Consider the following 2,500-nt stretch of genomic DNA (forward strand, 5'->3'; position numbering starts at 1 on the left):
GTTACTAACAGAAAGTCTGGATAGAGTTGTGTATAACTTTAATAAACGGGCTGCAGGCCCCGTGTTACAAGGGATTACTGCAGAGACTAAAAAATCACCGATATTTTTACCGGCTAAATTTAATTTTTGGCGGAAGTGGTATGGGTACTTTTCTGGTTTTTACGAGGGTTATTTTTGTTGGATTATTTTTTGAGTGAACACAAAGGCGCTTGCTACGGAGGTAGGTAAAGACCTATTTTTATAGGCTTTTTAAGAGAGCGTCTGTTTAAGGTGCTCAGGTAGTTTTAGGTTTTTCTTTTTTTAATTACTGACTGATTTTTTAAACAGAAAGTTGAGCATAAAAGTTTTTCAGAGTTACTTTTATTTTTTTCATTTAATTTCTGCCAAGTATTTTCTGCTTTCTCTTTCTTATTTTTTTGTTTTTTGTTTTTTGTTTTTTGTTTTTTTAAATATTTTTAGCCATAAAAAAAGGGCCACCCTATTGGGTGGCCCTTTCGGATTAGAAGCCTGACGATGACCTACTCTCACATGGGGAAGCCCCACACTACCATCGGCGATGTTGCGTTTCACTTCTGAGTTCGGCAAGGGATCAGGTGGTTCCACAACTCTATTGTCGTCAGGCAAACTGGCTTGGGTTGACGTTGGTCTTATAAGCAAAGTGCTTGGCCTGCCGTGTTATCGCTGTTTGCCTCGGTCATGTTATTGACCGGCGATAACCCCAAATAAGTCGGTAAAACAATCTGTAGTAATACACCGCAAGCGATCGTATGTCTCTAACTCACAATCCGCTAGCTTAGCTAGTCGTTAGTAACCATCTCTGTTGTATGGTCAAGCCGCACGGGCAATTAGTACTGGTTAGCTCAACGCCTCACAACGCTTCCACACCCAGCCTATCAACGTGGTAGTCTTCCACGGCCCTTCAGGAGGCTCAAGGCCTCAGGGAGATCTTATCTTGAAGGAGGCTTCCCGCTTAGATGCTTTCAGCGGTTATCCCGTCCGAACATAGCTACCCGGCAATGCCACTGGCGTGACAACCGGAACACCAGAGGTTCGTTCACTCCGGTCCTCTCGTACTAGGAGCAACTCTTCTCAAATCTCCAACGCCCACGGCAGATAGGGACCGAACTGTCTCACGACGTTCTAAACCCAGCTCGCGTACCACTTTAAATGGCGAACAGCCATACCCTTGGGACCGGCTTCAGCCCCAGGATGTGATGAGCCGACATCGAGGTGCCAAACACCGCCGTCGATGTGAACTCTTGGGCGGTATCAGCCTGTTATCCCCGGAGTACCTTTTATCCGTTGAGCGATGGCCCTTCCATACAGAACCACCGGATCACTATGACCTACTTTCGTACCTGCTCGACATGTCTGTCTCGCAGTCAAGCGCACTTATACCATTATGCTCATTGCATGATTTCCGACCATGCTGAGTGCACCTTCGTACTCCTCCGTTACTCTTTGGGAGGAGACCGCCCCAGTCAAACTACCCACCATACACTGTCCTCGATCCGGATAACGGACCAGAGTTAGAACCTCAAACATACCAGGGTGGTATTTCAAGGACGGCTCCACAACAACTAGCGTCATTGCTTCAAAGCCTCCCACCTATCCTACACAAATAGGCTCAAAGTTCAGTGCAAAGCTGTAGTAAAGGTTCACGGGGTCTTTCCGTCTAGCCGCGGGTACACTGCATCTTAACAGCGATTTCAATTTCACTGAGTCTCTGGTGGAGACAGCGTGGCCATCGTTACGCCATTCGTGCAGGTCGGAACTTACCCGACAAGGAATTTCGCTACCTTAGGACCGTTATAGTTACGGCCGCCGTTTACCGGGGCTTCGATCAAGAGCTTCGCCGAAGCTAACCCCATCAATTAACCTTCCGGCACCGGGCAGGCGTCACACCCTATACGTCCTCTTACGAGTTTGCAGAGTGCTATGTTTTTAATAAACAGTCGCAGCCACCTGGTCACTTCGACCGGCCTCAGCTTAGGGAGCAAGTCCCATCACCAAAACCGGCGTACCTTCTCCCGAAGTTACGGTACCATTTTGCCTAGTTCCTTCACCAGAGTTCTCTCAAGCGCCTTGGTATTCTCTACCTGACCACCTGTGTCGGTTTAGAGTACGATTCACTATTACCTGAAGCTTAGAAGTTTTTCCTGGAAGCAGGGCATCAACCACTTCACCCACTAAGTGGGCTTCGTCATCAGTTCTCAGCCTTAGGGACCCGGATTTGCCTAAGTCCCCAGCCTACAACCTTAAACATGGACAACCAATCGCCATGCTGGCCTAGCCTTCTCCGTCACTCCGTCGCAGTAATAGCGAGTACAGGAATATTAACCTGTTTCCCATCGACTACGGCTTTCGCCCTCGCCTTAGGGGTCGACTAACCCTGTCCCGATTAGCGTTGGACAGGAACCCTTGGTCTTCCGGCGGGGAGGTTTTTCACCTCCCTTATCGTTACTCATGTCAGCATTCGCACTTGTGATACCTCCAGCAG

2 rRNA genes (1 of these 2 cut by a window edge) are annotated in these 2,500 nt (G+C 48.2%); both read right to left on the bottom strand.

Annotated features, from left to right (window positions below):
• Positions 1-505: 505 nt before the first annotated feature.
• Positions 506-621: ribosomal RNA gene (gene rrf, locus ACJJI8_RS00005) — 5S ribosomal RNA — on the bottom strand.
• A gap of 203 nt (positions 622-824) precedes the next feature.
• Positions 825-2,500 (bottom strand): 23S ribosomal RNA (locus tag ACJJI8_RS00010); it runs 1,206 nt beyond the window's last position.

This window comes from Microbulbifer maximicatervae (SeqCode) (genome assembly GCF_052467695.1).